This window comes from Nocardiopsis nanhaiensis, from assembly GCF_054778635.1.
Genome location: NZ_BAAGZJ010000031.1, coordinates 1 through 24106 on the forward strand (window position 1 = coordinate 1; position 24106 = coordinate 24106).

A 24106-nucleotide genomic window follows, 5' to 3' on the forward strand; every position below is an offset into this window, starting at 1 on the left:
CCTGCTCTTCCCGAGGCCGCGTGGATCAACGAACCGGACACCGCACCTACCGCGCAGCACAGCGCTGACCTGTGTGAAGCGGCCTGACGATCACCTACCCCTGTCCGATTCGACTTGACACACTCCGGACCGTCCCGGTCAGCCCGGTGACGCGTTCCAAACGCACCCCGGCCGCGGCGGCCACGAACGGGGACAGCGAGACCTTGGCCGCCTCCGCGGGGCCGGTGGCCAGGCCGATCACCGTGACCAGGACGAGCAGCACCGGGAAGGGCAGCAGTCCGGCGGTGAACAGGACCGGTACCGCCAGCAGGGCCGCGGCGGCGATCAGGTCCACCCGGATGCTCACCGCGCGCTGGCCCACCCGGTCCAGGACCGGCCCGACGAACAGGCGGGCCAGGGTGTAGGCGCCCATTTCGAAGAGGGTGACCAGCCCCATCTGCGCGGGGCTTCCGGTCGTCTCCAGGACGAACCAGGGGATGGCGATCATGGCCAGCCGGGTGCCCGTGTAGGCCAAGGCCTCGGAGGTGATCAGGCCGACGATCGGTCTCATGGGGCGTCCTCGGGGTCCCCGTCCGGTGGGCCTTCACCTGTCGGGTCCTCGGGATCGGGGCTGGGGAAGGCGGCGAGGTGCACGTTGACGGTCCGCGCCCCGGAAGTGTCCGCATCCTGCCGACCCGAGGTGCCCGTGTCGTCTGAAGTGTCCGAGTACCGGTTGAGGACCTCGCGCAGCTCCTCCCGCATCGTCTCCAGCTGTTCCAGGGTGAGGCTCATCGTGCGGTCGGCCATCATCTGGGCCTCGCGCCACCCCTCGGGTTGGGAGGACCACAGGTTGACGGCAGCGCTCAGCTGTTCGGCCCAGCGCGCGGCCATGGCGTGGCGGACGGTCGTGCTGAGCTCGGGCGCCTCGGTGTCGAGGCTCTCCGGCAGCCGGAATCCCTTGTGGACGGAGCGCCACCAGCGCTCCTTGGAGGTGCCCAGCTCAGGAGCCTCTTCGATGAAGCCGTAGGTGCTCAGCTGGCGCAGGTGGTAGCTGGCCGAGGCGGAGGAGATGCCGAGCTTCTCCGAGACGGCCTTGCCGGTGGCGGGTCCGCGCTGGAGGAGCTGGTGGACGCGCATGCGCAGCGGGTGCGCCAGCCCGCGCAGCGAGCGGGCGTCGAGCACGGCGGCGTTCTCGAAGGGGTCCGGGGCTTCCCGGTTCTCGTGGGAGGGCGTGTCGCTCATCCTTCGACCATAGACGCCCAAGACTTCTTGGCCAAGGGTTATTGGGCAATAAGTCTTGGGCAACAACTCTTGGGAGTGGAGTCAAGGAGGCCGCTTCCGGAACCGAATGTGATTCGTTAGTAGGGTGACGCCATACCGAGCACCGACGCGGGCCGGGGTCCGGCCCACCGGGAGGACAGCAGATGCGCATCTCGATGCCGCTCCAGTACGCGGGTGAACCCAAGGCCGCCGTCGACCAGGTCGCCGAGCTGGAGAAGGCCGGGCTGGACACCGTGTGGGTCGCCGAGGCCTACGGGTACGACAGCCCCACCCTGATGGGTTACCTGGCCGCCCGCACCGAGCGTGTGACGATCGGCTCGGCCATCCTGCCGATGTACAGCCGCACCCCCACCCTCATCGCGATGACCGCGGCGGGGCTCGACTACCTGTCCGACGGGCGCGCCGTCCTCGGTCTGGGCGCCAGCGGCCCGCAGGTCATCGAGGGGTTCCACGGGATCCCGTACACCAAGCCGCTCGGCCGCACCCGCGAGACCATCGAGATCTGCCGCAAGGTCTGGGCCCGCGAGGAGCGCCTGACCCACGACGGCAAGGTGTTCCAGCTGCCGCTGCCGCCGGAGCAGGGCACCGGCCTCGGCAAGCCGCTCAAGATCATCAACCACCCGGTGCGCCCGGAGATCCCGATCTTCGTGGCCTCCCTCGGTGAGAAGAACGTCGAGATGACCGCCGAGATCGCCAACGGCTGGCTGCCGCACCTGTTCATCCCGGAGAAGGCCGAGGGCGTGTGGGGCGGCTTCCTCGCCAAGGGCAAGGCCAAACGCGACCCGAAGCTCGGCGAACTGGAGATCTCCGCGGGCGGCCTGCTCGCCATCGGGGAAGGCGAGGAGACCAAGAAGCTCCTGGAGTTCACCCGCCCGATGATCGCCCTGTACGTGGGCGGGATGGGCGCCAAGGGCAAGAACTTCTACAACACGGTCGCCCAGAGGTACGGCTACGAGGAGGCCGCCGAGAAGATCCAGGACCTCTACCTGGCAGGGAAGAAGGAGGAGGCCGCGGCCGCGGTGCCGGACGAGTTCGTGGAGCTGACCAACCTGGTCGGCCCCGAGTCCTACGTCCGCGAGCGGGTGGAGGCCTTCCGCGCCGCCGGGGTCACCCAGCTCAACGTCACACCGGTGGGCGAGAACCCCGCCAAGCTCATCGAGAAGGTCAAGGAGTGGGCCTCCTAGGAGCCCTTGAGTACACGCGAACGGCGCCGCTCCGATGCCTTCGGGGCGGCGCCGTTCGCGTGTGCGGGATACGGAGGGACCCGGCGCTAAATGCCGGTGATCCGGATGCCCGCGTGGGTCTTGTAGCGGCGGTTGACCGCGATCAGGTTGGCGGTGAGCGCCTCCACCTGGTGGGCGTTGCGCAACCGGCCGCCGAACACGCCGCGCACCCCGGGGATCCGGTCGGCCAGAGCGCGCACGACGTCGGTGGCCGCACGGTCCTCACCCAGCACCAGCACGTCCAAGTCCACCTCCTCGACCTCGGGGTCCAGGAGGGTCACGGCCGACACGTGGTGGAACGCGGCGGTGACCCGGCTACCCGGCAGGACTTCGGCGGCCTGCTGGGCCGCGCTGCCCTCGGCGACGTCCAGGGCGAAGGGCCCCTTCTTGTCGAAGCCGAGCGGGTTGACGCAGTCCACCACGATCTTGCCCGCCAGCTTGTCGGCCAGCGACACCAGCAGCTCCCGGTGGCCGTCCCACGGCACGGCGACGATGACGATGTCGCCCTGGCCCGCGGCTTCGGCGTTGGCCAGCCCGTGCACCTGGATGGTGGTGGACTCGGCCTCAACGAGCTCGCCGGCGGCCTTGGCGGCCCGCTCGGCGCTGCGGGAACCGATATAGACGGTATGGCCCGCCAGGGCGAACCGGCGGGCCAGGCCGCGCCCCTGGTCACCCGTGCCACCCAGGACGGAGACGGTCTGCCCGGCGATGTCCGCGCCCTGCGACGTGTTCTGTTCACTCATGGACCGATCCTGTCAGAGGGGGGTTCGGGCCGGAACGCGCAGGGCCGGTCTCCCCGCGACCTGTGGCGACCGGCCTTCCGCGCGCGCCCGAACGTCCTGCTTTCAGCTGGCCCGATCCGGTGGATGGTTCAGCCGGTCAGCTGTTGCCCTCGTTCTCCTCTTCCTCGTCCCACGCCTCGTTGCGTTCGGCCGCGATGTTCAGGGCTCGCGCCGCGGTGCCCTCGTCCGGGTAGGGGCCGAGCCGCTGGCTGTTGGGGCAGCCCGCGCCGTGCTCGACCTTGCTGTGTTTGAGACAGAACCACCAGTCGTCCTGTACGTCGCTCACTACCGACCGCCTCTCGTCGTTGCAAGTGTGGGGCACACCTACCCGTACCCGCGGACACCTCACACCCGGCTACGGGCTGCTGGGCCCCGGCCAGGCGGGTGCGCCTACGAACTACAATCTGTGTACATGACTACTCCGCTGGTTCCTGGGCGCATCTCGCCGCAACGTTCGGTCCCCTCGCACATCGTCCGGCCGGAGTACGTGGGGAAGAAGCACCCGGTGGAAGGTGTCCTCGGCGATTTCCAGACACCGGAGACCCTCGAGAGGATGCGCGTCGCGGGCCGGATCGCCGCGCAGGCCCTCGAAGAGGTCGGTAAGAACATCCAGCCGGGTGTGACCACGGACGAGCTGGACCGGATCGGCCACGAGTTCCTGCTGGACCACGGCGCCTACCCCAGCACCCTGGGCTACAAGGGCTACCCGAAGTCGCTGTGCTCCTCGCTCAACGAGGTCATCTGCCACGGCATCCCCGACGACACGGTGGTCGGGGACGGCGACATCGTCAACATCGACATCACCGCCTACAAGGACGGCGTGCACGGCGACACCAACGCCACCTTCCTCTCCGGGAACGTCGCCGAGGAGAACCGCCTCCTCGTGGAGCGCACCCGCGAGGCCACGATGCGGGCCATCAAGGCCTGCCGTCCGGGCCGCCAGATCAACGTGATCGGCCGGGTCATCGAGTCGTACGCCAAGCGCTTCGGTTACGGCGTGGTCCGCGACTTCACCGGTCACGGTGTGGGCCCCGAGTTCCACTCCGGCCTGGTCATCCCGCACTACGACGACCCGCGCGCCACCGCCGTGATGGAGCCGGGCATGACCTTCACCATCGAGCCCATGATCACGCTGGGCGGGGTGGAGTACGACATGTGGGACGACGGCTGGACCGCCGTGACCGCCGACCGCAAGTGGACGGCCCAGTTCGAGCACACCCTGGTCATCACCGACTCCGGCGCGGAGATCCTCACCCTGCCGTAGTCACCCGGCGTCGTGGGCCCCGGCCGCCGCACTCGTCAGCGGGTGGCCGGTGCCCACGCGCGTCCGGTAGCCGAGACCGGAAACGGATGTGCCGACGGGTCAGGGGGAAGCGTCGAATCTCTCGGGGTAGCAGGTCGCCCATAACCTGGATGTGCAGTGGGTTCAGGACCCGATCCAGGAAAGCCGGAGAACCAGTACGAGTCGCTGTTCGTCCAGCACGAGGTAGATGACATCGCACTCGCCGCCCTCACCGATCGTATGGACACGCATGTTCGCGTTGGGCCGCTCCTTGTTGTAGGGATTGCCGGTCCACGGCTGTAGCTCCAGCAGCGCGAAGAGGGATGCGAGTTCAGGGAGCAGGTGCTCAGGCAGAGCCTGGATCTGGATTTGGGCGATCTCTTCGGTGTCGATGCGATACAACTACAAACCCAACCGGGACTTGAGTTCGGGCCAGGGCACGGTCGAGACGGGCTCACCTCTCTCAGCTCTTGCGGCGACGTCGAGCATGTGCCTGTGAGCTTCGGGGTCACGCGAGGACATGGCCACGTGCCACCAGCGGTCCAAGCACTCGTTCACCGGGGCGATATCCAGGCTCTCTCGCGCCTCATTCATGACCCGGCGAAACTCTCTGTCGAAGTCACCCGCCTCCTCCGGAAGGAGCGCGGCCCGAATCGCCTTTGGGTTCCAGTTGATCCGCTCATCCGAACGCTGCTCGGGTGAACGGTCCCGGGGCTCCTGGGAACCTTCTGACATGGGTGTCCTCCTCACTCCGAATTACAGGTTACGGGCGTGAAGGCAGTCGCGGAGGTTGTCCACAGGGGAAGTTGGAGCGGGTGCCGCCGACAGCTGTCACTCGGGGCACCCCGTCACGGCTGGTTCGGTACGGAACTCAGCCCTCGGAGGCTTCGCGATTCGGCTCCAGGACGCCGGCGAGCGTCGCGGCCAGGGAGAGGGCCCGGGTGCCGGGTCCGCTCTCGTCGCCTCCGGTCAGCGACCACTCCGCGCTCGGGTCCTCCCGGATGTCCACTTCGAGCTGGACGCTGCCGCCCGGCGCGCGGGCCTCCAGCCGGTCCGGGTCCTCCGGGTCGGTTTCCACGTCCAGCCCGGCGGCGCGCAGGAGCTCAGCCACCGTTTCCACGTAGCGGTCGAGCTGCTCGTCGCTGAGCAGCTCCGGGATCTCGTTGTCCACAGACGTGTCGACGTCACGCCAGCCGTGCGGGACAATCGGGGCAGGGAGTGTGCGAACTTCGGTCATCGGAGTATCCCCTCTCCTGAAGGCACCGCCTGGGTCGCTACAGAGGCTGCAATCTCGTTGTGAGCGTCCCAGGCGGTGGTCTCATCCCCGGAGCCGCAACGATCGCGCTCCGGCTCTTTGCTTTCCAGTGAGCTTCACCTCACCTTCTGTTAGGGTGACACACATCTCATGCATCTACAACGACAACTTCAAATTTGATACCAGGGGAGGTAATGGCCTATGCCAACTGCACGCAGGGTGACGCTACGGGCGCAGTGGCTTGGCAAGATGCTTCGGGAACTGCGAGAAGGGGGTGGCTTCACGCTCAAGGAATCCGCTGAGTATCTTCAGCGGGACCTTTCGGCCTTGAGCAGGTTTGAATCCGGAGTTCACCCGATCCGGCGCGGGGACGTGCTGGCACTGATGGACCTGTTCGGAGTCGAGGACAAGAACCAGCGCGACATGCTGATTGCCCTGACCGGAGAGCTCACTCGCACCGGTTGGTGGGAACGGTACTCAAACGACAACGTGTGGAGCTCCACCATCGACCTCGCCTGGTTGGAAAGCCGGGCTCACTCGTTGCGCATGTTCGCCACCAGCACTGTCCCTGGCCTACTGCAAACTGAGGATTACGCGAGATCGTTGATACTCGTCGCCAACCGGCACTCCACACAACGGGAGATCGGCCGGTGGGTCAGCCTCCGCATGGATCGCCAGCAAGTACTGGACAGCGAGGAACCAATCGCGCTTTCCCTCATTCTTGACGAGGCTGCCTTGCGACGCCAGGTCGGCGGACCTGAGATCATGTCCGCTCAGCTCCAGCACCTGTCCCGTTTGTTGGAGCGACCCAACATCGACCTCCGGGTCATTCCGTTCAGCGTTGGTGCTCATGCGAGCCCGGATGGCCCTTTCACACTCATCAAGATGGCTGACCCGTTTCCGGAAGTCGCCCATATCGAGAGCCCTGCCGGGTCCCTCTACCTGGAAACCGACACTGTGGATCAGTTTGTCGACAGCTACGCTTGGCTCCAACAGCACAGCCTCAGCGATGAGAAGACCGCCGCGCTTCTTGCGGATCTAGATAAGGAACTCCGATGAGCAAGGACAAGGCGATCACCGCCCCTCCGATCGCCTGGCACACCAGCACCTACAGTGCCAACGGCAGTGGCCAGTGCGTGGAGGCCGGGCCCTTCAGGCACAAGGCCACCGCGTTCGCCGTCCGGGATTCCAACAACCGGGATCTCGGGTACCTCACCTTCGCCAGCCCCGAGTGGACCGCGCTCCTCGCATCTTTGGATTAGGGAGCAAAGATGGGCCACCTCCCCGGTCGCCTGGCACATCAGCACCTACAGCTCAGACGGCAGTGGGAAATGTGTCGAAGCGGGGCCGTTCACGGACGGGACCGACTGCTTCGCGATGCGGGACTCGAACAACCGTGGACGCGGGCACCTGGCGTTTGCCCGGGACGAGTGGTCCGCCTTCCTCGCGCCCGCCCGCCGACACTCCTCGACGTAACCCGACGTAAGCCGTGCCGGATGGCTGGAGCCGCTCGTTCGGGGCGGCCCCTCCACGGCCCGGCATTCCGTGTCTGGGCAGCACCGTGCCGGCGGGGAACAGGCGTCCCCATGATCCATGGGATCGCGAAACCACTCCCCCGCACCACCCCGCGCCCTTCGTCCTGTGGATAACGGGCCCTCCCGGGACTAGGGTCGGCCGGATGAAGATCCTCATCTCCGCGGACATGGAGGGCGCCACCGGTGTCACCTGGCCCGCGGACTGCGAGCCCGGGACCGAGCAGTGGCAGCGCTGCCGCTCCATGTTCACCAGTGACGTCAACGCCTCGATCAGCGGGCTTCTCGAAGGCGGAGCCACCGAGGTGCTGGTCAACGAAGCCCACTCCACCATGCGCAACCTCCTCCTGGAGGAGCTGGACGAGCGGGCCACCATGATCACCGGTCGGCACAAGGAGCTCTCGATGGTGGAGGGCGTCCAGACCGGTGACGTGGACGGCATCGTTTTCCTCGGGTACCACTGCGGGGCCGGGGACGACGGCGTGCTCGCGCACACCTACCTGCCCAACGCCGTCACCGGGGTCTGGCTGGACGGCCAGCCCGCCAGCGAGGGCTACCTCAACGCCGCCGTGGTCGCCGAGTACGGCACCCCGGTCATCCTGGTGACCGGGGACGACCGGGCCTGTGAAGACGCTGAGTCCTACGCGCCATTCGCCCGCACGGTCGCGGTGAAGGACCACGTCAGCCGGTACGCGGCCCGCTGCCGTCCGCCCGCGCGCACCGCCGCCGACATCAAGGAGGCCGCGGAGAAGGCTATGCTGCTCGCCGGGCGGGTGGAAGCGGCCGGTCCCGGTACCAAGGCCGTGGAGATCGAGGTCGACTCCGCCCAGCTCGCCCAGGCCGCCGCCATCGTTCCCGGTGTCACCCGCACCGGTGCTCGGCGCGTCCGGTACACGTCGCCGGACGCCTACGAGATGATCCGTGCGTTCAAGGCGGTCTGCACTCTGATCTCCAACGCCATGGAGAAGAACTACGGCTGACCCGCGGCATGCACGGCCGATACCGGCCCTGAGGCGAAGTCCCTTGTGCGCAAGATACTTTCGTCCCTCCTGGGCGAACGCGGGGACGGCTCCCCGTGGAAACCGATACAACTGTGGCGGGGGACAGCACTGAACCACACGGGCCAAACGTGTGTCGGAAGTGAGCGAGAGCCCCTGTGCTGCACAACCCCTGCTGAGAGCGAGGCCGAGTCCGTGGGCCACACCAATACCTCCCTGCCCGTCAGCGCCCGTGAGGACGCCTTGGACACCGCGGGAGAGGACGCGATCCACCTGACCCGCGAGCTGATCCGCCGCGACTCCACCAACCACGGCAAGGGCGACGGCGACGAGCGCGCCGCCGCCGAGTTCGTGGCCGAGGCCCTCGGGGCGACGGGCCTGTCCCCCGTGGTCCTGGAGTCCGCCGACCGCCGGGCCAACGTGGTCGTCCGTATCCCCGGCACCGACCCGGACGCCGACGCGCTCCTGGTCCACGGCCACCTCGACGTGGTCCCCGCCGACCCCCACGACTGGACGTTCCCGCCCTTCGGCGGCGAGATCGCCGACTGCCCGGTTACCGGCGTCCCCTCCCTGTGGGGTCGCGGCGCGGTGGACATGAAGAACACCATCGGCATGGTCACCGCCGTCGTCCGGTACTGGTCCAAGCTGGGTCTGCGCCCCCGCCGCGACATCGTGCTGGCGTTCGTCGCCGACGAGGAGGACAGCGCCGCCTACGGTGCCGACTACCTCGTGCGCGGCCACCCGGACCTGTTCGAGGGCTGCGCGGTGGCCATCGGTGAGGGCGGCGGCCACACCGTCCACGCCCCGACCTCCTCCGGCTCCACCGCGCGCCTGTACCCGATAGGTTCCGCGGAGCGCGGGAGCGCCTGGCTCACACTGCGCTCGTACGGCACCGCCGGGCACGGCTCCAGGCCGCCCCGGGACAACGCGGTCGGCGCGCTCGCCGCAGCCGTCGCCCGGATCGACCAGTACCGCTGGCCGCTGCACCTGACCCCGGTCACGCGCGCGGCCATCGACTCCATCTCCGAGGCCCTGGGGGTGGAGCGCACCCCCGGAGACACCGATACCAACGAATCCGTGGACGCCCTGGTCGCCAAGCTCGGCGCCGCCGCGCCGCTGGTCGCGCCTACGGTGCGCAACAGCTCCACCCCCACGATGCTCTCGAGCGGATACAAGGTGAACGTCGTGCCGGGCGACGCCACGGCCGGTGTGGACGGCCGTGTCCTGCCCGGCGGCCAGGACCAGTTCACGGCCACCATGGACGAGCTGACCGGCGGCCGGGTGGAGTGGGAGTACGCGCACTCCTCGCCGCCGGTCTCGGCACCAGTGGACTCGGCGGCCTTCGACGCGCTCCGCTCCGCGATCCTCGCCCACGACCCCGAGGCCAGGGTGGTCCCGGTGTGCCTGGCGGGCGGGACGGACGCCAAGGTGTTCGCGCGGCTGGGGATCGACTGCTACGGCTTCTCCCCCATGCGGTTGCCCGCGGGTATCGAGTACCCGAGCCTGCTGCACGGGGTGGACGAGCGGGTACCGCTGGAAGGGCTGCGGTTCGGGGTACGGGTCTTGGACAGTTTCCTGCGGGCCTGACAGCAGGCGCACGAGAACCGGGCGCGTGAAGGTCGGCGCCCGGACACCGGGGCGGGACCGCTCCGTGGAGGGGACGATGAGAGGTATGGGGGACCAGCGTGGGTGAATCGGTGACCGAAGTGCGTAACGGACGGGACAGCGTTCCCGGACACGCCGCGAGCACCGGGAAGGGCCGTAAAGGGCACCCGAACCCCCGTGCCGCGCGGGCGCTGACCCGTCCCCCGAGGCTGCGGCGGGGCGACAGGGTGCGCCTGGTGGCCCCGTGCAGCCCGGTTCCGGAAGCGCAGCTGGATGCCGCGGTGGAGGTTCTGAAGAGCTGGGGGCTGGAGGTCGATCTGGCCCCGCACGTGCGCGACCGCCACCCCCTCCTCCCCTACCTCGCCGGTGACGACCGCTCCAGGGCCGCCGACCTGCAGGAGGCCTGGTGCGACCCGGACGTGCGCGCGGTCTTCTGCGCGCGCGGCGGCGACGGGGCGCACCGGATGCTGGACCTGCTCGACTTCGACGCGATGCGCCGGGCCGAGCCCAAGGCGCTCATCGGGTTCAGCGACATCACCGCGCTCCACGAGGCGTTCGCGGTGGAGCTGGGTTTGGCGACCGTGCACGGGCCGGTGGTCGGGACGCGGTACTTCGTCGGCGACCCGGTGGCCCAGCGGGAGCTGCACACCACGCTGTTCACCCCCGAGCAGCGCACCGTGCTCACCTCGCCGGGCGCGCACGCGCTTGTTCCGGGCCGGGCCGAGGGCGTGGTCCTGGGCGGGAACCTGAGCCTGCTCAACGACGGGCTCGCCACACCGCACAGCCGCCTGTCGGCGGCCGGCGGCATCCTCGTCCTGGAGGACATCAACGAGGACGCGGCGCGCATCGACCGGATGCTCACCCACCTGCTCCGCACCGGCTGGTTGGACGGCATGGCCGGTGTCGTTCTCGGTACCTGGACCGACTGCCCGCCGGACCTGGGGGTCATCGCCGAGCTGATGCGCGACCGGCTCGACCCCCTGGGGGTGCCCGTGCTGTGGGGCCTGGAGTTCGGCCACTGCGCGGCGCAACTCACCGTCCCGTTGGGTATCCCGGCCGTGCTGGACACCGAGGGCGGCAGCCTGGAGCTGGACGTCCCCGGACTGGCGTAGGTACTGGAGCAGGAGGCCCCGGATGGGTACGCGCGTACTGGTGACGGGCATGCCGGGCAACGGCAAGGCAGCGGGCTTCACCCGGACCGCGGCACGCTGACCCGCCGCCGCTAGGGTGGCGGCATGGATCCGCTCTCCGGCTTGGCACTGGCCGCGGTGGCACTTCTGGTGTGGGCCTACGTGACCTACTACGTCGTGCGCATCGCGGTGCGCACTGCCCTGCGCGAACACGAACGCGAGCGGGGCAGGGGCCACCCCGAAGACCCCCTGCCCTGACCGCTCACACCGCGGAGCCGCCCACCCGGGCCACGGACTCTCGTTCCCGCATGAGCATCGGCACGTGGTGGAGGGTGCGCTCGGCGGCGGGGTCCAGCAGGAGGCGGACCGACAGGCGGCCCATCTCGTAGTAGGGCAGGTTCACCGAGCTGAGGCCGGGGCGCAGCCACGCGGCGAGCTCTGAGTTGTCGAAAGAGACGACCGAGACGTCCTCAGGAATGCCTACCCCGTCCTCCTGCAGTGCCTGGTAGGCGCCCATTGCGACCCGGTCGTTGGCGCAGACCAGGGCACGCGGCCGGGAGCCGGAGTCGAGCAGGGCCCGGGTCGCGCGGTAACCGTCCTGGGGCTCCCACACGCACTGCCACACACCGGCGAAGGCCGTGCCGTGCTCGGCCAGAACCTCCTCCGCCCCGCGCATGCGTTCGTTGCCCGCGTCGATGCCGTCGGGCTGTGCCTCGGTGCGGTGGTGGGCTCCGATCGCGTGCACCCCCTCCAGGTGCCCGGCCTCGACCAGGGCCCGGGCGGCCTCCCGGCCAGCCTGAAAGTCGTCGGGGATGATGCGGGGCACGTCGAAGTCGCCGCCGAGGCACTGCAACAGCACCACTTGGCTGTGCCTGAGGGCCTCGGGCGGCTCGCTATGACGCGGTCCCATGATCGCGTAGACGAAACCGTCGACCTGCCGGTCCAGCAGCTCCTGGATCAGGTCCCGTTCCAGCCGCGGGTCGGCCTGGGTCTCGGCGACGATCGCCATGAGGCCCCGCTCCTGTGCTTCGTCACTGGCGCCACGGATGATCTCACCCGCGTACTGCGTGCTGGCAATGGTGTCGGAGACCAGCCCGAGGGTGCGGGTGACGTTGGTGCGCAGGCTGCGGGCAGTCTGATTGGGGCGGTACCCGAGCCGCTCGGCGGCCGCGCGGACCCGGTGCTGGGAGTCCTCGGAGATTCGCATATCCGTGCGCCCGGACATCACGAAGGAGGCCGTCGTCCTTGACACGCCCGCCTCCTCGGCGACGTGGGCCAGGGTGACGCGCTTCTTCGTCATGGGGAATCCTCCGGAGTCCGCGGGCAGCTGTCAGAGTCCCGTCGCTATGCGACGAAGTCAAACCCCCGTTACCTGATGATCACGTGGTTGACATGCGGGTGATGTGTCACACATACTCTAGCTAATTCGATTTAGCATAGCTGCGCCTCCGCAGCCGTGGAGCAGCTGGGCCGGGCTCGGAGGCCCGGACCACACCACTCGCGCGGATGGTTCGCCACCCCGGGACAACGTTGTCCAAGCAATGCCTCCCCCGGTCACCGACGATCGGGCTCCCGACCCGGCCACACCGGAGACCTCCCGAGGAGGAGCAGGATGAGCAGACCGAGGCGCGCCCTGGCGGCGGCCGTTTCGGCCGCGGCGCTGGTGACCACCGCCTGCGTCACCGGCGACAACACGAGCGGACCGCCCGACGGCCCGGGTGAGTTCGAGGGGCGCGGCCCCATCACCTACGTGGCGGGCTCCGACACCTCCGGCATGGTCCCGTCGATCATCGCGGAGTGGAACGAGGCCAACCCCGATGAACCGGTCACTTTCGTCGAACTGCCCGACGAGCCCGATGCCCAGCGACAGCAGATGATCCAGAACGCCCAGACCCAGGCCGACACCTACACGGTCCTGTCCCTGGACGTGGTCTGGACGGCCGAGTTCGCCGCCCACCGCTGGATCGACGAACTCCCCCGCGAGCACTTCGACCTCGATCCCATGCTCGATCCCGTCGCTGAGACCGGTGAGTACCGCGACCGCCAGTTCTCCGTCCCGCACAAGACCGACGGCTCGCTCCTGTACTACCGCACAGACCTGATGGAGGCCGTCGGCGCGGAGGAGCCGCCCACCACCTGGGACGAGATGACCGCGCTCTGCGAGGAAGTCCTCGAACTCCCCGAGGCCGAGGGCATGTCCTGCTACGCGGGCCAGTTCGAGAAGTACGAAGGCCTCACCGTCAACTTCAGCGAGGCCGTCCACGGCGCCGGGGGAAGCATCGTCGGCGAGGACGAGACGGTAACGGTCGACAGCCCTGAAGCCCTCGCCGGGCTGGAGTTCCTCGTCGACGGTTTCGAGAGCGGCCTCATCCCGCACGAGTCCCTGACCTACCAGGAAGAGCAGGGCCGCCAGGCATTCCAAGCCGGCGACCTGGTCTTCCACCGCCAGTGGCCCTACCAGTACGCCCTGGCCAACGCTGAAGACGGCTCCAGTGAGGTCGCCGGACTCTTCGACACGGCGCCGCTGCCCGGACTCGACGGACCCGGTACCTCCAGCCTGGGCGGGCACAACGTCGCGCTGTCCTCATTCGCGGAGAACAAGGCGACCGCGCTCGACTTCATGGCCTTCTTCACCGGCCAGGAGATCCAGGAGCGCAACATGCGCGAGCACTCGCTCCCGCCCGCCTACGAGCACATGTACGACGACCCCGAACTGGTCGAGGAAAGCCCCTACCTGCCCGACCTCAAAGAGTCAGTGCTCAACGGGATCCCCCGGCCCCGGGTCGTCTACTACGGCGACACCACGGCCGCGATCCAAGACGAGGCCTACGCCGCGATCTCCGGTGAGAAGTCGCCCGAGCGCACCCTCACCGACCTCCAGACCCGACTCGAGTCCACCACTCTCTGACGATCCATTCCCCGGCCCGTCTCCCGGACCGTGGCACCGCCTGCGGACGCTGCGCACGCGTGGCCCGGGGCGGGCCCAGAAGGACATTCAATGACACTGACCCGTACCCGGGCGCGCGCCCCGGAACCGCGCGGCCCCGGCCAACCGCCGAGGCGCCGCCGCCCTCTGCCAGTTGGCCCGCTCCTGACCGCGCCGACCTTCATCGTCCTCGCGCTCGTCATCCTCTATCCCGCCCTGTCGGCGGTCCGTCAGTCCTTCTTCGGTATGCCCGGCATCGACCCCGACACCGGGTTCGTGGAGGACACCTCCCCGTTCGTGGGCGCCGACAACTACCTGGCCCTGCTCACCGAGCACGGCGACCGCTTCTGGAACGCCTTCGGCAACACCCTGTTCTTCACCGTCACCGCCGTCTCGATCGAGGTCGTGCTCGGAGTGCTCATGGCGCTGGTCATGGCGCGCGCCCTGCGCGGGCGGGCGCTCATCCGCGCCAGCATCCTCATCCCGTGGGCGATCCCCACGGCCGTAGCCGCCCTTCTGTGGCGGTGGATCTTCAACGCGGACGGCGTGGCCAACGCGATCCTCCCGGGTCAGATCCTGTGGACCGCCGAGGGCGTCCAGGCCCAGGTCGCCGTGATCGTCGCCGAGGTGTGGAAGACCTCCCCGTTCATCGCGCTCCTCGTCCTGGCCGGACTCCAACTGGTGCCGGGCGAGGTGTACGAGGCGGCCAAGATGGACGGCGCAGGCGCTTGGCGCAGGTTCTTCTCCATCACCCTGCCGATCATCAAACCCGCCCTGCTGGTGGCCGTGCTCTTCCGCGTCCTGGACACCATGCGCATGTTCGACATGCCCTACGTGCTCATCGGGCCGCGCAAGAGCTCGGTTGAGACCCTGTCCATGCTCGCCCACGACGAGGCCTCCAACATGCGGTTCGGCCCCGCGTCCGCGTACGCGGTGATGCTGTTCCTGTTCGTGTTCCTCATCGCCTACGTCTTCGTGAAGCTCCTGGGCGCCGAGATCGTGGGAGAGGACGACGCACGATGACCCAGCCGACCGCCCCCGAAACCGACACCGAAGCCGCGAACCCGACCGACCCGTCCGAGGGCGGGCCCGCGTCCGCTCCGCCACGGCCGCCGCGCCGCCCCTCCGCCCGGCCGCGTCCGGACAGGAGGCGCTGGATCGGTGAGAAGCTGATCCCGCTCGGCATCCTCGGCATCGTCCTGTTCTGCCTGGCGCCGTTCTACTGGATGGTGGTCTCGAGCCTGCGGCGCAGCTCCGACATCTTCGACACCACCCCTCTCCCCGGCCCGGTGTCCTTCGAGAACTACGTCGCCGTCGTCGACCCCGAACTCGGGTTCGGCCGCGCACTGTTCAACAGCCTGTTCGTCGCCGGGGTCACCACGGTCATCGCGCTGTTCATCGCGGTGCTCACCGCCTACGCGATCTCCCGGCTCAAGTTCCGGTTCAAGCGGCTGATCCTGACCACGATCATGGCCACGTCGATGTTCCCCGTGGTCTCCATCGTGGTGCCGCTACTCAACCTGTTCGCGGAGATCAGGTGGATCAACACCTACCAGGCGCTGATCGTGCCCAACCTGTCGTTCGCTCTACCACTGGCGGTGTGGATCCTCACGGCGTTCTTCCGTCAGATGCCGGTGGCCCTTGAGCAGGCCGCCATGGTGGACGGCTGCACCCGGTGGCAGGCCTTTCGGATGGTGATCCTGCCGCTGGCCGCTCCGGGCATCATGACCACGGCGATCCTCACCTTCATCGCCGCGTGGAACGAGTTCCTCATCGCACTGACCATGACCAACGACATGGACATGCAGACCGCGCCGGTCGCCCTGTCCCGGTTCACCGGCGCCTCCGAGTTCGAGACGCCCTTCGGCACCCAGATGGCCGCCGGGGTACTCGTCACCATCCCCCTCGTGATCCTGGTGCTGGTCTTCCAACGCCGCATCGTCGACGGCCTCACCTCCGGGGCTGTCAAGTAACACCCGCCCACACCGGGTGCCCGCCACCCGCGGCACCCATGACAGCAGCTACACACAGGAGTCCTCATGACCGAGAGCGCCACCCACCGGGATACCAGCGGGACCTGGTGGCGCACCGCCTCCATCTACCAGATCTACGTGCGCAGCTTCGCGGACGGCAACGGTGACGGCGTCGGCGATGTCGCCGGACTCCGGTCCCGCCTTCCGTACCTGCGTGAACTGGGCGTGGACGCCGTGTGGCTCAACCCCTGGTACGTCTCGCCGATGGCGGACGGCGGCTACGACGTCGCCGACTTTCGCGACATCGACCCCGTGCTGGGCACTCTGGAAGAGGGCCAGGCCTTCATCGAGGAAGCCCACGAGCACGGCATCCGCGTCATCCTCGACATCGTGCCCAACCACGTCTCCGACCGGCACGAGTGGTTCCAGCGGGCGCTGACCGCGGGCCCCGGTTCACCCGAGCGCGAGCTCTTCCTGTTCCGCGACGGTAGGGGCCCGAACGGCGACGAACCGCCCAACAACTGGCGCGCCAACTTCGGCGGCCCCGCCTGGACCCGCACCACGGACCCGGACGGGACGCCCGGACAGTGGTACCTGCACCTCTTCGCGCCCGAGCAGCCCGACCTGAACTGGGAGCACCCGGAGGTCCACGAGGAGTTCCGTTCGATTCTGCGATTCTGGTTCGACCGGGGCGTGGACGGGTTCCGCATCGACGTGGCGCACGGGCTGGTGAAGGAGCCCTCGCTGCCCGACTTCCACCAGGACCCGGAGGCCCAGCACCTGCCCGCACCGGGCAGCACGCACCCGTACGCCGACCTCGACGGCGTCCACGAGATCTACCGGGACTGGCGGCGGGTGGCCGACTCCTACGATCCGCCCCGGATCTTCGTGGCGGAGGCGTGGGTGCCCACCCCGGAACGGCTCGCCCGCTACCTGCGCCGCGACGAGCTGCACACCGCGTTCAACTTCCACTTCCTCCAAGCACCGTGGACAGCCAAGGGCATGCGCCAGTCTGTCGACGACTCCTTCGCCGCGCTCGGTTCTGTGGGCGCCCCGGTTACCTGGGTGCTTTCCAACCACGACGTGGTACGCCACGTGTCGAGGTTCGGGCGGCCCGACCACGCCCAGCACAAGGCGCTCGCCGCGGTCCGGGACGAGCCGTTCGACCTGGAGCTGGGCACCCGCCGGGCCAGGGCGGCGACTCTGCTGTCATTGGCCCTGCCGGGCAACGTGTACCTGTACCAGGGTGAGGAGCTGGGCCTGTGGGAGGTCGAGGACCTCCCACCGGAGGTGCTCCAGGACCCGACGTGGGAAAGGTCGGAGCACACCGACCCCGGTCGGGACGGCTGCCGGGTACCGCTGCCCTGGTCCGGGAATGAGCCGCCCTTCGGTTTCGGGGAGGGCGGCGAGCCGTGGCTGCCCCAACCGCCTGGTTGGGCCGCGCTGACCGCCGAGCGGTCCGCCGAGGAGCCGGGGTCGATGCTGTCCCTGTACCGAACAGCGCTCCGTCTGCGCGCGGAGGAGCCCGGCCTGTCGGGCGAGGACATGGCGTGGACCGACTCAGAGGAGAGTGTTCTCGCTTTCGACCGCGCCGACGGGTTCCGCTGCGCGGTGAACTTCGGCCCGGGGCCGGTGGACCTGCCCGAGGATGCGCGGATCCTGCTGGCCAGCGGCGAGCTGGTCGACGGGCGGCTGCCCGGTGACACGGCGGTCTGGCTGCGCCTGCCGTAGCCGCCGGATCCGGTGCGGTCGGCCCCTCGGGGGCGGTTCGGCCGCACCGGCGCCCTCAGGGGAGGGTGAGTACCACCGGGCCGTCCTTGGTGACCGCCACGGTGTGCTCGCAGTGGGCGGCCCGGGTGCCGTCGTCGCTGAGTACGGTCCAGCCGTCGTCGCCGTGGGCGTAGCCGTCGGAGCCGCCGCGCACGAGCATCGGTTCGATCGCGAGGGTGAGTCCTGGGCGCAGTGTGAGCCCTCGGCCCGGGCGTCCGTCGTTGGGTACTTCGGGGGCTTCGTGCATGGTGCGGCCGATGCCGTGCCCGCCGTGGTCGGCGGTGAGCCCGTACCCGGCCCGGCGGGCGTCGGCGGCGGTGGCGCATCCGATGTCGCCCATGCGGCCTCCCGGGCGGGCCGCGGCGATGCCCCGGGCGAGTGCCGCCTCGGTGTCGGCGATCAGCGCCAGGTCCGCGGGGTCGGCCCGGCCCACCACGAAGCTGACGGCGGCGTCGCCGGACCAGCCGTGCAGCCGGGCGCCGCAGTCCACGCTGACGAGGTCGCCGCCGGCCAGGATCCGGTCGCCGGGGATGCCGTGGACGATCTCGTCGTTGACGCTCACGCAGGTCACGCCCGGGAAGGGCGTCGGCGCCCAGGCAGGTTGGTAGTTGAGGAAGAGGGGTTCGGCGCCCGCGTCGGCGATGACCTTTGCGGCGGCCCGGTCCAGGTCGGCGGTGGTACGTCCGGGCTCGGCGAAGTCGCGGGCGGCAGCCAGGGCGTGTGCCACGACGCGTCCCGCCTCCCGCATCAGGGCGATTTCGTCGGCGGTCTTGATCTCGACCATGGAAACCCTCCAGGGGGACGATAACTATACCGGTATTACTATACGCATCAGAAAGGAGCGGGATACAATCACCGCATGGTTCGTGAACCGTTGACCGAACGGCAGGTCGAGCGCGGCCGCGCCCTGGGCGCCCTCCTCCGGCAGGCCCGCGCCGACCGCACCATGGTGGACGTCGCCCGTGCCTCGGGGATCTCCGTGGAGACCCTGCGCAAGATCGAGGGCGGACGCATCCCCACCCCGGCCTTCTTCACCGTCGCCGCCGTCGCCGCCGCCCTGGACCTGTCCCTGGACGACCTCCTCTCCCGGATCGACCCACCGGCCGAGCCCGCCACCGTCGCCGCCACTCTCGAACCCACTCCCCTGCGCCCGCACTTCGCGGTCTAAGCGAACCCAGGGCCGCCACGGCCCCGCAGATTCCCACCCATCGGCCCCGTGTAGGCGCAGTACTTGGGCAAAAATACGGATGCCGTGATCCACATCACAGCCTAGCGTCGTGCTTGTCGAATCGATCGGCACACATTCAGACCGCTGAGGAGCTGTGACAAATGGCCTCGACAACTGGCTACGTGTGGAACACGGTGTACAGCTGGATGGACACCGGAACAGGCGGATTCGCGCCATCCGACATCGGATCCGGACTCCAGCCCGTCCATCAGCACGTCGCCCATCCCGACACGAAACGCCGACTGCACGAGCTCATTGTGACCTCAGGGCTGATCGGCCACCTCAAGAACATCGAGGCCCGGCCCGCCACCGAAGCGGATATTCTGCGCGTTCACGACCGGGAGCACCTCGGCCGCATCGTGACCGGCAGCAAGCAGCCGAAAGGCGGGGACGCCGGAGACGGGGTATCCCCCTTCGGCCAAGGTGGCGACAGAATTGCCCTCCTGGCTGCCGGTGGAGCGCTAGCCGCAACCGAGGCCGTCACCCGAGGAGATGTCTCACGGGCCTATGCCTTGATCAACCCTCCCGGGCACCACGCCGAGCGCGCCCTGGGGCGGGGATTCTGCCTCTTCAATAATGCCGCCGTCGCCGCCCGCTATGCCCAACAAGTCATGGGGGTCGGCCGGGTCGCGATCGTTGACTGGGACGTCCACCACGGGAACGGCGCCCAGGACATTTTCTGGGAAAGCTCGGATGTCCTCAACATCTCGGTCCACCAGGACCACTGTTTTCCCTCTGACTCGGGTTTCAGTGATGAACGGGGCGCTGGCGAGGGATTCGGTTACACCCTGAATGTTCCGCTTCCGCCTGGTGGAGGCAACGCTGTTTACGAGTACGCGTTCGAGACCGTCGTACTGCCTGCTTTGAGGGCCTACAACCCGGATCTGATCATTGTTGCCAGCGGTTTTGATGCTTCGATCATCGACCCTCTCGCACGCATGATGGTCAGAACCGACGGGTTCCGCAGGATCACCCAACAGATCATGAGCGCGGCGGAAGAAGTCTCCGACGGACGGCTGGTACTACTCCAAGAGGGCGGCTACAGCCCGTTCTACGTTCCCTTCTGCGGCCTTGCGGTCATGGAGGAGCTCAGCGGCGTCGACACCGGTGTCGAAGACGGATACCACGGCCTCGTCTGGGACATGGGCGGGGACGAACTGCTTGAGCACGAGCAAGCCGCCGTTGACGGTGTCGCCGACCTCGTGCGGGACATTCACTGAGCCGAGGCTCGATCACTGCTTCAGAGCTCGGGAAAATTCGGCGAGTGAGGCGAACCTGGGATCGGGGAGGAAAGAGGCGGTCGTGATGATCCGCACGGCCGCCTCAACCCGGCTTCGTACCCCCATTTTACGTCGTGTGCTCGTCGTGTGGGAGTGCACGGTCCGCGGACTCAGGTTCATGAGGACAGCGATTTCCTCGTCGGTCTTACCAAGGCACATCAGGGAAGCCACCCTCAGCTCCTGAAGGCTCAGCCCCCAATACCTCTCGGCAGTGCACCGGCCAGACCGGACCTCAATCTGCCCTGTACTCGGCAACTTTGTCAGAGATATTGCATAGACAGACTTTCCAGTGGTCCACAAGTGCCTGGCACTGTGATCCGGGTTCCCTGAGAACAGCTCCAGGTGCCGCAGGAAAAGCGGGTCCTCACGCCATGGTGCATCACGGGTTCCCGATACGGCACACCAGTCACTGATGCGCACATCAAAACGCCAGATACCAAACTCTTCCGCCCCTCGAAAGAAGGGTGGGCTGTTTCCTGAAACATCCACCCATGACACGCGATCTTGTGCATCCATGATTTCGGTGGAATTTTGGATTGCCGCCGCCAGCAACCCCGACACAGAAGAGGCAACCTTCCTCTCCTTCTGTGTGTACACCAGATTGTCGCGCGAGGAGAAGTGCGCCAGTCCAACATATTGGTTTCCCGAGAAGAGTTCCACGCTCATACCGTCACGATAGCCATCGACGCGAAGGTATTCGCGGTATACTTCGGAGCTCATAAACTCTTGGCGGCGACTCGGAGGAACGTCGCTGATCGACGGCGGAAGGCCGTCCAACGGACTCATCCAGTGGGTGAAACCGATCCCGTACCGGCGGATGAAAAGGTGCTGGAGCGCCCATGATGAGGCGGCACCGTAACCCAGTCGTATGACTTCCCGGGACCGGTCGCTTCTGGGGTCATGGCGGATGACCTGCGCCGAGTCGAAAGGAATGACGGAACGCAGGTCGACCACCGCGCGAGAAAGGCCTTCTGCCCCTGAATCGTTCACCGCGGCACTCCACGCATCATGCGCCCTGTTGACGCTGTGGCGGTCTCCGCGTACCGATTTTGCTCCGCTGCCCAGGACCACGGACTTCCCAAGGCTCCTCACCCCCGGTGTGCCGGATGCGCACTGTGACGATCAAGGAATACCCGGCACACGTCCTGTGCGGCAAGACTCTCTCGCCGCAAGAGGGCGACGCGCCACCACCTAGGTTGGGAACCACACACCCGCGGCCCGGGCGTGTACACGGCCGACCCGGACACCGCGGGTGGTAATCACATGAGGGTCGCGTCAACGACGACCACAGGGGGAGTACATGAGCGAACAGCCCGCACTGCTGAAGCTGGACGAGGCCGAACTCCGGGGCCTGCTGGACGGGCGGTGGGCCAACGTGCGCGAGCGCGCCCGCGACGTCATCCACGGTGAGACCTACGCCCCGGTGTACGGCCTCTCCGTGGAGGAGCACCGCGCCCGCACCCTCAAGCAGCTCATGGCCCTGGCCGAGACCGGTGTTCCCGCCTACGGCTTCCCGGAGTCCGTGGGCGGCACCAACGACGTCGGCGCCTCCATGGTGGCCTTCGAGATGCTCGTCGCGGACATGTCCCTCATGGTGAAGATGGGTGTGCAGTTCGGCCTGTTCGGCGGGGCCATCAACGCCCTGGGCACCGAGGAGCACCACAAGAAGTACCTGCCCGACGTCATGTCCGTCGCCCTGCCCGGCTGCTTCGCGATGACTGAGACCGGGCGCGGGTCGGACGTGCAGCGCCTGCGCACCACCGCCACCTACGACCCGGCTTCGGAAGAGTTCGTGGTCCGGACCCCGGAGGAGTCCGCCCGGAAGGACTACATCGGCAACGCCGCGCGCGACGGGCGCATGGCGGTGGTCTTCGCCCAGCTGCGCACCCCCGACGGCGACGGCGGATTCAACGAGCACGGCGTGCACGCGCTGATGGTGCCGATCCGGGACCGCAAGGGCAAGCCGGTGCCCGGGGTGACCATCGAGGACTGCGGCCCCAAGGCGGGGCTCAACGGGGTCGACAACGGGCGCCTGTGGTTCGACGACGTGCGGGTACCGCGCGTCAACCTGCTCAACCGGTACGGCGACGTGGCCGCCGACGGCACCTACTCCAGCCCCATCGACAGCCCCAACCGGCGCTTCTTCACCATGCTGGGCACGCTCATCCGCGGCCGGATCAGCGTGGCGGGCGGTGCGGGCAGCGCCACCAAGGCCGCGCTGACCATCGCGGTCCGCTACGGTGACACCCGTCGGCAGTTCACCCGGCCGGCCGGGGAGGGGCAGCCGGAGCAGGACGTGCGGATCCTCGACTACCTGGCCCACCAGCGCAAGCTGCTGCCCGCGCTGGCCCGCACCTACGGTCTGCACTTCGCCCAGGAAGAGCTGGTCACCCGGCTGCACGAGCTGTCCAAGTCCAGCGAGCGCGACGAGCACGCGCAGCGCGAGCTGGAGTCCCGCGCGGCCGGGCTCAAGGCGGTCGCCACCTGGCATGCCACCGAGACCATCCAGACCTGCCGCGAGGCATGCGGCGGCGCCGGGTACCTGGCGGAGAACCGGATCCCGCAGCTCAAGGCGGACTCGGACATCTTCACCACGTTCGAGGGCGACAACACGGTCCTGCTGCAGCAGCTCACCAAGGGTCTGCTCACCAACTTCACGGACTCCTTCGGCGACCTCGACCATCTCGGCCTGGCCAAGTTCATGGCGGGCAAGGTGTTCGAGACCGTCATCGAGCGCACCGCCGCGATCCCGCTCATCGACCGGCTGGTCGCCGCCGCCCCGGGCCGGGGCGAGGAGGCCAGCCTGTACAACCGCGGCTGGCAGCTGGAGCTGCTGGAGGACCGCGAGAAGCACATCATCGAAGGCCTGGCCGGGCGTCTGCGCCGCGCCAGGAAGGACGGCAGCGACGCCTTCGACGTGTTCAACCGGGCCCAGGACCACGTCCTCGCGGCGGGCCGCGCGCACATGGACCGGGTCGTCCTGGAGGCGTTCGTAGCGGGCATCGACCGCTGCGGCGACAAGTCCACGGCCAAGCTGCTCAACCGCCTGTGCGACCTGTACGTGATGTCGGTGATCGAGGAGGACCGGGCCTGGTTCCTGGAGCACGAGCGCCTGTCCACGTCCCGCGCCAAGGCGGTCACCCAGACCGTGAACGAGCTCTGCCGGGGGCTGCGCCCCTACGCGGTGCAGTTGGTGGACGCCTTCGGGCTGCGCGACGAGTGGCTGGCAGCGCCCATCGCCCTGGGTGCCGAGCACAAGCGCCAAGGAGACTGATGTCGGCCATCCGGCTGCTGGTGCTCGGGGCGGTCCGCGGGCACGGCCGTGCCCACGGCTACCAGGTCCGCAGCGATCTGGAGTCGTGGGGCGCGCACGAGTGGTCCACCGCCAAGCCGGGGTCGATCTACCACGCTCTGAAGCAGATGGCCGGCCGCGGCCTGCTGACGGCGCACGAGGTGGCGCCGTCCACCGTCGGCGGGCCGCCCCGCACCGAGTACGAGCTGACCGAGAGCGGCGAGGCGGAGTACCGCTCGCTCCTGCGGAGCGCGCTGTCCTCCTCCCACGACGCGCGGGTGGACACGCTCTCCGCCGGGCTCGGGATGATGCTGGACCTGCCCCGGCCGGAGGTCCTGGAGCTGCTTCGTGAGCGCCTGACCGGGCTCGAGAGCTGGCGTGCGAGCGTGCTGGAGTACCACGACCCCGGGACCGCCGACCCCGAGGTGGAAGGCAACATCGGCGAGATCATGGGGTTCTGGGTGCACTCGGCCGTCTCCGCGGCGGAGTGGACCCGCGGCCTGATCAGCCGGATCGAGGGCGGCGCCTACACATTCGCCGACGAGCGTCCCCCCGTCTAGCTACCGCTCC

General features: G+C 68.5%; 26 protein-coding genes and 1 pseudogene. 17 read left to right on the forward strand and 10 right to left on the reverse strand.

Annotated elements, in window-relative coordinates:
• Positions 1 to 103: 103 nt before the first annotated feature.
• Both ACYVD1_RS16380 and ACYVD1_RS16385 read right to left on the reverse strand, forming a co-directional pair.
• Positions 104 to 550 (reverse strand): annotated as a pseudogene (locus ACYVD1_RS16380) (MFS transporter); the annotation flags it as partial.
• Positions 547 to 1221, reverse strand: a complete 675-nt coding sequence (locus ACYVD1_RS16385) for a helix-turn-helix domain-containing protein (protein ID WP_460773096.1) — start codon at positions 1219 to 1221, stop codon at positions 547 to 549. The gene ACYVD1_RS16385 and the pseudogene ACYVD1_RS16380, both read right to left, overlap by 4 nt.
• Positions 1222 to 1403: 182 nt before the next feature.
• On the opposite strand from ACYVD1_RS16385, the gene ACYVD1_RS16390 reads away from it, so the two are divergent.
• Positions 1404 to 2444, forward strand: coding sequence for an LLM class F420-dependent oxidoreductase (locus ACYVD1_RS16390; protein WP_460773098.1), 1041 nt, complete (start codon positions 1404 to 1406; stop codon positions 2442 to 2444).
• 86 nt (positions 2445 to 2530) lie between these two features.
• Here the strand turns inward: ACYVD1_RS16390 and npdG are convergent, their stop codons facing one another.
• Both npdG and ACYVD1_RS16400 read right to left on the reverse strand, forming a co-directional pair.
• A complete protein-coding gene (gene npdG, locus ACYVD1_RS16395) occupies positions 2531 to 3226 on the reverse strand; it encodes an NADPH-dependent F420 reductase (protein ID WP_460773100.1) in 696 nt (231 codons plus the stop codon).
• Between the two features lie 136 nt (positions 3227 to 3362).
• On the reverse strand, positions 3363 to 3551 hold the full coding sequence (locus tag ACYVD1_RS16400) for a hypothetical protein (RefSeq protein WP_460773103.1): 189 nt from the start codon (positions 3549 to 3551) through the stop codon (positions 3363 to 3365).
• 126 nt (positions 3552 to 3677) lie between these two features.
• Between ACYVD1_RS16400 and map (ACYVD1_RS16405) the strand changes: the two genes are divergently transcribed.
• Complete coding sequence (map, locus tag ACYVD1_RS16405; protein ID WP_460773106.1) at positions 3678 to 4529, forward strand: type I methionyl aminopeptidase; 852 nt, start codon at positions 3678 to 3680, stop codon at positions 4527 to 4529.
• 162 nt (positions 4530 to 4691) lie between these two features.
• On the opposite strand, the gene ACYVD1_RS16410 is transcribed toward map (ACYVD1_RS16405), so the two are convergent.
• The 3 genes from ACYVD1_RS16410 to ACYVD1_RS16420 all read right to left on the reverse strand — a co-directional run bounded on the left by ACYVD1_RS16410 (position 4692) and on the right by ACYVD1_RS16420 (position 5784).
• Positions 4692 to 4949, reverse strand: a complete 258-nt coding sequence (locus ACYVD1_RS16410; RefSeq protein ID WP_460773108.1) for a hypothetical protein — start codon at positions 4947 to 4949, stop codon at positions 4692 to 4694.
• Positions 4950 to 5282, reverse strand: coding sequence for a DUF6247 family protein (locus ACYVD1_RS16415; protein WP_460773110.1), 333 nt, complete (start codon positions 5280 to 5282; stop codon positions 4950 to 4952). It abuts the gene before it with no gap.
• A gap of 136 nt (positions 5283 to 5418) precedes the next feature.
• The gene (locus ACYVD1_RS16420) at positions 5419 to 5784 is read right to left on the reverse strand and encodes a hypothetical protein (protein WP_460773112.1); all 366 of its coding nucleotides are present in this window, start codon (positions 5782 to 5784) and stop codon (positions 5419 to 5421) included.
• Positions 5785 to 6003: 219 nt separating this feature from the next.
• Between ACYVD1_RS16420 and ACYVD1_RS16425 the strand changes: the two genes are divergently transcribed.
• From ACYVD1_RS16425 to ACYVD1_RS16455, 7 genes are all read left to right on the forward strand, one after another.
• Positions 6004 to 6861 (forward strand): helix-turn-helix domain-containing protein, encoded by an 858-nt coding sequence (locus ACYVD1_RS16425; protein WP_460773115.1) that lies wholly within the window; start codon positions 6004 to 6006, stop codon positions 6859 to 6861.
• A complete protein-coding gene (locus tag ACYVD1_RS16430) occupies positions 6858 to 7064 on the forward strand; it encodes a DUF397 domain-containing protein (protein WP_460773118.1) in 207 nt (68 codons plus the stop codon). The genes ACYVD1_RS16425 and ACYVD1_RS16430 overlap by 4 nt, the downstream gene beginning before the upstream one ends.
• 37 nt (positions 7065 to 7101) lie before the next feature.
• Positions 7102 to 7278, forward strand: coding sequence for a DUF397 domain-containing protein (locus ACYVD1_RS16435; RefSeq protein ID WP_460773275.1), 177 nt, complete (start codon positions 7102 to 7104; stop codon positions 7276 to 7278).
• Between the two features lie 202 nt (positions 7279 to 7480).
• Positions 7481 to 8314, forward strand: a complete 834-nt coding sequence (locus ACYVD1_RS16440; protein ID WP_460773120.1) for a M55 family metallopeptidase — start codon at positions 7481 to 7483, stop codon at positions 8312 to 8314.
• A gap of 213 nt (positions 8315 to 8527) precedes the next feature.
• Complete coding sequence (locus ACYVD1_RS16445) at positions 8528 to 9919, forward strand: M20/M25/M40 family metallo-hydrolase (protein WP_460773122.1); 1392 nt, start codon at positions 8528 to 8530, stop codon at positions 9917 to 9919.
• A 245-nt stretch (positions 9920 to 10164) separates the two neighbouring features.
• On the forward strand, positions 10165 to 11049 hold the full coding sequence (locus ACYVD1_RS16450) for a S66 peptidase family protein (RefSeq protein ID WP_460773277.1): 885 nt from the start codon (positions 10165 to 10167) through the stop codon (positions 11047 to 11049).
• 123 nt (positions 11050 to 11172) lie between these two features.
• Positions 11173 to 11325, forward strand: coding sequence for a hypothetical protein (locus ACYVD1_RS16455; RefSeq protein WP_460773124.1), 153 nt, complete (start codon positions 11173 to 11175; stop codon positions 11323 to 11325).
• A gap of 4 nt (positions 11326 to 11329) precedes the next feature.
• On the opposite strand, the gene ACYVD1_RS16460 is transcribed toward ACYVD1_RS16455, so the two are convergent.
• Positions 11330 to 12367 carry a LacI family DNA-binding transcriptional regulator gene (locus ACYVD1_RS16460; RefSeq protein WP_460773126.1) on the reverse strand — a complete coding sequence of 346 codons (1038 nt, stop codon included), beginning with the start codon at positions 12365 to 12367 and terminating at the stop codon, positions 11330 to 11332.
• 312 nt (positions 12368 to 12679) lie between these two features.
• Between ACYVD1_RS16460 and ACYVD1_RS16465 the strand changes: the two genes are divergently transcribed.
• From ACYVD1_RS16465 to ACYVD1_RS16480, 4 genes are all read left to right on the forward strand, one after another.
• Complete coding sequence (locus ACYVD1_RS16465) at positions 12680 to 13975, forward strand: ABC transporter substrate-binding protein (RefSeq protein ID WP_460773128.1); 1296 nt, start codon at positions 12680 to 12682, stop codon at positions 13973 to 13975.
• Between the two features lie 90 nt (positions 13976 to 14065).
• The gene (locus ACYVD1_RS16470) at positions 14066 to 15016 is read left to right on the forward strand and encodes a carbohydrate ABC transporter permease (RefSeq protein ID WP_460773131.1); all 951 of its coding nucleotides are present in this window, start codon (positions 14066 to 14068) and stop codon (positions 15014 to 15016) included.
• Positions 15013 to 15966 carry a carbohydrate ABC transporter permease gene (locus ACYVD1_RS16475; RefSeq protein ID WP_460773133.1) on the forward strand — a complete coding sequence of 318 codons (954 nt, stop codon included), beginning with the start codon at positions 15013 to 15015 and terminating at the stop codon, positions 15964 to 15966. Before ACYVD1_RS16470 ends, ACYVD1_RS16475 begins: the two co-directional genes overlap by 4 nt.
• A 66-nt stretch (positions 15967 to 16032) precedes the next feature.
• Entirely contained in the window at positions 16033 to 17697 is a 1665-nt protein-coding gene (locus ACYVD1_RS16480) for a glycoside hydrolase family 13 protein (protein WP_460773136.1), read from the forward strand.
• Between the two features lie 55 nt (positions 17698 to 17752).
• On the opposite strand, the gene map (ACYVD1_RS16485) is transcribed toward ACYVD1_RS16480, so the two are convergent.
• A complete protein-coding gene (gene map / locus ACYVD1_RS16485; protein WP_460773139.1) occupies positions 17753 to 18520 on the reverse strand; it encodes a type I methionyl aminopeptidase in 768 nt (255 codons plus the stop codon).
• Between the two features lie 75 nt (positions 18521 to 18595).
• On the opposite strand from map (ACYVD1_RS16485), the gene ACYVD1_RS16490 reads away from it, so the two are divergent.
• Entirely contained in the window at positions 18596 to 18904 is a 309-nt protein-coding gene (locus tag ACYVD1_RS16490; protein WP_460773141.1) for a helix-turn-helix domain-containing protein, read from the forward strand.
• A 182-nt stretch (positions 18905 to 19086) separates the two neighbouring features.
• Positions 19087 to 20184 carry a class II histone deacetylase gene (locus ACYVD1_RS16495; RefSeq protein WP_460773143.1) on the forward strand — a complete coding sequence of 366 codons (1098 nt, stop codon included), beginning with the start codon at positions 19087 to 19089 and terminating at the stop codon, positions 20182 to 20184.
• Between the two features lie 12 nt (positions 20185 to 20196).
• Here the strand turns inward: ACYVD1_RS16495 and ACYVD1_RS16500 are convergent, their stop codons facing one another.
• Positions 20197 to 21234 carry a helix-turn-helix domain-containing protein gene (locus ACYVD1_RS16500; protein WP_460773145.1) on the reverse strand — a complete coding sequence of 346 codons (1038 nt, stop codon included), beginning with the start codon at positions 21232 to 21234 and terminating at the stop codon, positions 20197 to 20199.
• Between the two features lie 310 nt (positions 21235 to 21544).
• Between ACYVD1_RS16500 and ACYVD1_RS16505 the strand changes: the two genes are divergently transcribed.
• Together ACYVD1_RS16505 and ACYVD1_RS16510 are read left to right on the forward strand one after the other, a co-directional pair.
• Entirely contained in the window at positions 21545 to 23518 is a 1974-nt protein-coding gene (locus ACYVD1_RS16505; protein WP_460773147.1) for an acyl-CoA dehydrogenase family protein, read from the forward strand.
• Positions 23518 to 24096 (forward strand): PadR family transcriptional regulator, encoded by a 579-nt coding sequence (locus ACYVD1_RS16510; RefSeq protein ID WP_460773149.1) that lies wholly within the window; start codon positions 23518 to 23520, stop codon positions 24094 to 24096. Before ACYVD1_RS16505 ends, ACYVD1_RS16510 begins: the two co-directional genes overlap by 1 nt.
• Positions 24097 to 24106: the final 10 nt, after the last annotated feature.